The sequence below is a fragment of the Mobiluncus sp. genome (genome assembly GCF_985070215.1).
This window is the reverse complement of sequence record NZ_CFKZQR010000072.1, coordinates 1-4793: the sequence shown is the minus strand read 5'-3', so window position 1 is coordinate 4793 and position 4793 is coordinate 1. Positions and strand designations below refer to the sequence as shown.

The 4793-nt window shown below is 54.9% G+C and carries 6 protein-coding genes and 1 tRNA gene; all 7 read left to right on the top strand.

Features of this window, described 5'->3' with window-relative positions; genetic code table 11:
• Nucleotides 1-559, top strand: a 559-nt coding sequence (locus AC5LBQ_RS09360) for an FGGY-family carbohydrate kinase (RefSeq protein ID WP_493265307.1), incomplete at its 5' end; no start/stop codon positions are given.
• A gap of 141 nt (nt 560-700) precedes the next feature.
• Nucleotides 701-1447, top strand: coding sequence for a TSUP family transporter (locus AC5LBQ_RS09355; protein ID WP_491680617.1), 747 nt, complete (start codon nt 701-703; stop codon nt 1445-1447).
• Between the two features lie 116 nt (nt 1448-1563).
• A complete protein-coding gene (locus AC5LBQ_RS09350) occupies nt 1564-2163 on the top strand; it encodes a sugar O-acetyltransferase (protein WP_491680618.1) in 600 nt (199 codons plus the stop codon).
• Between the two features lie 81 nt (nt 2164-2244).
• Nucleotides 2245-2317 (top strand) — tRNA-Arg (locus tag AC5LBQ_RS09345).
• A gap of 162 nt (nt 2318-2479) precedes the next feature.
• Nucleotides 2480-3529, top strand: coding sequence for a methionine ABC transporter ATP-binding protein (locus tag AC5LBQ_RS09340; RefSeq protein ID WP_491680619.1), 1050 nt, complete (start codon nt 2480-2482; stop codon nt 3527-3529).
• Between the two features lies 1 nt (nt 3530).
• The gene (locus tag AC5LBQ_RS09335; RefSeq protein ID WP_169756781.1) at nt 3531-4304 is read left to right on the top strand and encodes a methionine ABC transporter permease; all 774 of its coding nucleotides are present in this window, start codon (nt 3531-3533) and stop codon (nt 4302-4304) included.
• Between the two features lie 99 nt (nt 4305-4403).
• Nucleotides 4404-4793 (top strand): FhaA domain-containing protein (locus tag AC5LBQ_RS09330; protein WP_493265306.1); only part of this gene is annotated, 390 nt, incomplete at its 3' end.

Genomic DNA, 4793 nt, shown 5'->3' with positions numbered 1-4793 from the left:
GGGTGCCTGCAATACGGTGGATTGGTTTAAAGGTTTGTCGCTGCGCCCCACCACTTACGATGAACTCGAAGCGGGGATGGATTACGCTGCTGATACTCCGGTCTTTCTGCCTTTCATTTTTGGGGAACGTAACCCCGGCTGGGGCGACAAGCGCAAGGGCGGTTTCTTAGGTCTGACCTCGAAACACGATTTCAAGCTGACTTACCAGGCCGTATTGGAAGGGGTTTTGTTCAACCTTAAACAGTGTTATGACGCCGTAACCAAACTGAACGGAGAGCCCGAGCGCATCCTCATTTCGGGGGGAATCCTCCACACCAGCATCTGGTCCCAGTTAGCAGCTAACGTGTTCGGACACACCCTGACTCCCTGTCTGGTGAAACAAAATTCCATGATGGGAGCCGCCCTGTGGGGAGCATATCTGCTGGATAGCACTCTATCCTTAGAGGATTACGAACCGCCAGTGGGTGAGGAAATCGTCCCGCAGGAAGAATACGCCGAAATCACCGCCCAGAAATATCAACGCTACCTAGAGGCCTATAGCGATAACGCCAACCGGTGACGCTAGGCGGGTCCCGACTGGGTTCCACACCCTGATAACTGTGCGATTTTGCGCAATTCATTGCGCAAATGACTCACTTTCCCACAGTTTGGCGACGTATTCCATGCTGGGAGCCTCGCGGCGAGGCGATATAGTGAAGTAATGGAATTGGTACTCTTGACTGCAATCGTCTTGCTGGGTACCTGCGTGCAAGGCTTGGCTGGGATGGGTTTCGGCATGATTGCCGTCCCGGTTTTGGTGGTGGCAGCCGGGGCTCACTACGGGATTCTGTGGGGAAACATTTGCGGCGGTTTAGTCACGTTACTGCTGTTCGTGACCGGTTTTCGAGATATTAACTGGTATCGTTTCCGCTTGCTGATGCTCAGTGCCTTGCCAGCTTTGTTCGCTACCGTTGTGGCACTACGGTTTGTGCCGGATCGTGTTTTCTCAATTTTTGTGGGAATCATCATGCTGACCATGGTGTTCTTTTCCATTTTTGCCCCGCGTTTTCGGGCAATACCAGTTTTTTCGGGGTCCCTGATTTTCGGTTTCCTGGGGGGAATGATGAGCGCCCTGGTGGCCCAGTCCGGGCCGGTCATGGCGGCCTACTCTCAAACTACCCGATGGTCTCAGCGTGAGTTCGCGGCCACTTTGCAGCCACTGTTCCTGTGTTTCAACATTATTGTGGTGACCAGCAAAGTCTGGTTTGGCGGACAAAGAGCCGTGCTCACTTCCCTACCTGCCCCCACAATTGCCGCTATCTTGGTGGCTATCCTGGTCGGCACCGTCATTTCGCGATTGCTTAAGAAGTATGTCAAGCCTCAGTGGGCCCGCAACCTGGCGTTGGCCCTGGCCACCTTCGGGGCTTTGCGGGTCATTATCAGCGTGTTCTTTCCAGACCTGCCCTAAAGTTCCCAAGACCGGTGTGGTCTCGTTTTCGGTTCTGCGGGTGCTCTACACTGTAGGTACGGCATCGTTCCCCACGGCAGCCTGACAATCTATCCGCCTACCGCAAAGGAGTTCTGGTGAGTTTATCTGAAAAAGAAAAAATGCTGAACCAGATGCTCTATAACGCAGACCGAGACCCCACTCTTTGCAGCGAAAGGGACCACGCCAAAGACTTGTGCCTTGAATACAACCAAATCCGGCCTTCCGACCACGCCGCTCAGTACCGCCTAATGCGGGAACTCTTGGGCAAAACCGGGCGCAATTTCACCATAACCGCCCCGTTTTGGTGTGACTACGGCTACAACATCGAAATCGGGGAAAACTTTTACGCTAACCACAACACGGTGATGCTGGATTGCGCCCGGATTACCTTCGGCGACAATGTGTTCATTGCTCCGAACTGCGGGTTTCACACGGCGGGTCACCCGATTGACTTTGAGCGGCGTAACCAAGGTTTGGAGTACGGCCACAGCATTACCGTGGGCGACAACGTGTGGATTGGCGCCGCTGTGCAGGTCCTGCCGGGGGTGAGCATCGGCAGCAACGTGGTCATTGGTTCGGGCAGTATCGTCGTCAAAGATATCCCCGATAACTGCGTGGCCATCGGCAACCCCTGCCGGGTATTGCGTGAAATCACCGAGGCCGACAAACTGACCTCTTGGAATCGCTTTGAATGAAACCAGATTTCTCTTGATTTTTTGCCCTGAGAGTGCCGATTTGGGGAATCGTGCAGGTTAGGGCTAGACTTAATGACCTCAGCGCTCGTAGCTCAATGGATAGAGCATCTGACTACGGATCAGAAGGTTGGGGGTTCGAGTCCCTTCGGGCGCGCTGTTCCCCGGAATCCGCTGCGATCCAGCGGACCGGGGAAAACTCATTTAACGCCCACAATTTGTTCCGCAAGCCTCGGGCTGGCTGGCCGGGCTGCCGCTAACCAGCCCCGGACGGACGCTATTGCGGGGATTACAACAAAATCCGGTAAGGTTTAAGGCGATGAAAACAAGCGAGCCGATGATTACCCTGAGCGGGGTTAGCAAAATCTATCATGTGAAGTCCGCGGCGGGCGGAACCGTACATGCCTTGGACAACATTGACCTGACGATTGCCAAAGGTTCGATTCACGGGATTGTGGGACAATCCGGGGCCGGCAAATCCACCTTAATTCGTTGCTTGACGGCGTTGGAAAAACCCACAACTGGCTCCATCACCCTTGACGGTCAAGAAATGACCGTCTTGAGCGAGGCGGAATTGCGCCAGGCGAGACGCAAAATCGGGATGGTGTTCCAGGCCGCGAACCTGCTGGATTCACGCACCGCGGCCGGAAACGTCGCCTATCCCCTCTATCTGGCTGGCGTACCGCACGGTAACCGTAAGGAAAAAGTCATGGAGTTGCTGCGGCTGGTGGGTTTAGAGGACCGCGCCTCGTCCTATCCGTCGCAGCTTTCCGGAGGTCAGAAGCAGCGGGTTGGCATTGCTCGGGGTCTGGCCACCAGTCCTCAGGTCCTGTTGTGTGATGAACCGACTTCGGCGCTGGATCAGGAAACCACCAGTCAGGTCCTGCACCTGATTCGTGACCTTTCGGAAAGTTTGGGGGTAACCGTGGTGATTATTACGCACGAGATGGCGGTGGTACGTGAAATTTGTGATTCCGTCACCCTGCTGGAACACGGCAAGATTATCCAAACCGGCACGGTTGAGGACATATTAACCGAGCCAGAAAGCCGTTTAGCACTTGACCTGGTTCCCCGTCCACAAGTGAAGAGCAAACCGGTGCTGAACGGCAAACCGGCTGCGCTGGTAGACATTGCTTTTAACTCGAATCCGGGCAAGCCTACCGGTTCTGCTGTGATGTCGATGGTTGCCGCCGCGGGGGCGGATATTGCTGCCGGAACATTTGAGACTGTAGGAAACACCCAGGTCGGACGGCTCGCTTTGGCAGTTTCGGCTGAAAACATGAACGGTCTGATTGCGGCGATGCGCTCCAAAGGTGTGTATGCAACCGTCAGACCTCTGGAGGCTTTGAACTTGGAGGAGGAAAACTAAAATGCTGGAACTCCTGCCCACCCTGCTGTCACAAAACGCAGATTTAGTAAACCAGGTGAACTCTATTGCTACATCAGTGCAATCCATTCTGCCCGCTGGACCTGGCGATCCGACTTGGTTTGACAACCCCGCCATCACGCGAGAGATGCTTCCTGCCACCCTTGAGACCTTAGCGATGACAGCCGTCTCGACTCTGTTTACAGTACTGTTTGGTCTACCGGTGGGGTTGTTCCTGGTTTCCACGGCGAAAACTGGCTTGACTCCCAACGCGGCGGTGAACCGGATTTTGGGATTCATCGTGAATCTCGGACGTTCCCTGCCGTTCTTGATTTTGGCAGTATTTATCCTCCCGTTCACGCGCCTGGTGGTGGGGACCACCATTGGCTGGCAACCGGCCTGCGTCCCGCTGATTGTTGGGGCCACGCCATTCTTTGCTCGTCTGGTCGAATCCAACATTATGGGTGTGGATTCCGGCAAGATTGAGGCGGCGCAAATGATGGGTGCCAGCCGTAGCCAAATCATGTGGGGCGTGCAAGTCCGTGAGGCGCTTCCCGCCCTGATTCAATCCACGACTGTGCTGGTCATCACCATCATCGGTTATTCCGCGATTACCGGGGCTTTTGGCGGGGGCGGCTTGGGTTCTTTGGCCATTAACTACGGCTACTCTCGCTACCAAGCTGATACCCTGCTGGTTTCGCTAATTGTTATTGGCATCATCGTCATTGTCTTGCAGGCCATCGGGGACTTCTTTACCCGGGTTGCGGATCACCGCTAAAACCCCTGGTCCCATAGTTCAATAACGAATTACACGAGTTATGCCGTTAGAATTGCCCCAGACTGTCTCAACTGTTGGCGATTCTCGGAAGGAGGGGTTTTGGAGTTCTTTGACCGCATGAAATCCAAGGTGTATCGTTCCGGTCCTGACAAGCCTATAGATGTGACTCAAGCTATCCGCCAAGCCATGGATCGGGGCGCCACTCCGATGTCTCGTGAACGCACCGTGGCACCCAATCATTTTGAGATTTCCATTTCTCCTGAAACTGATGCTGCATTCGAACAGTGGGGTAAAGAAGCCTTGCTGCAAGAGTTCGTGCGTGACGCCAACGCCTACGCTACCGAGCAAAATTATTCTTTGACCGGTTCGGTTTACGTCGAGTTTACCCCGCTCAATCCCGAACAGCGCCGCCTGGAAGTTAAGGCTCGTTCCGTTTCCGGGGCTCGGCCGGGATCCGGGAGGGAAACCGGGATCCCCGCCCAGGCCGTG

Coding starts and splice junctions, on each gene's coding strand:
- AC5LBQ_RS09355 (WP_491680617.1), top strand. CDS start 701: ATGGAATTGGTACTCTTGACTGCAATCGTCTTGCTGGGTACCTGCGTG.
- AC5LBQ_RS09340 (WP_491680619.1), top strand. CDS start 2,480: ATGAAAACAAGCGAGCCGATGATTACCCTGAGCGGGGTTAGCAAAATC.
- AC5LBQ_RS09335 (WP_169756781.1), top strand. CDS start 3,531: ATGCTGGAACTCCTGCCCACCCTGCTGTCACAAAACGCAGATTTAGTA.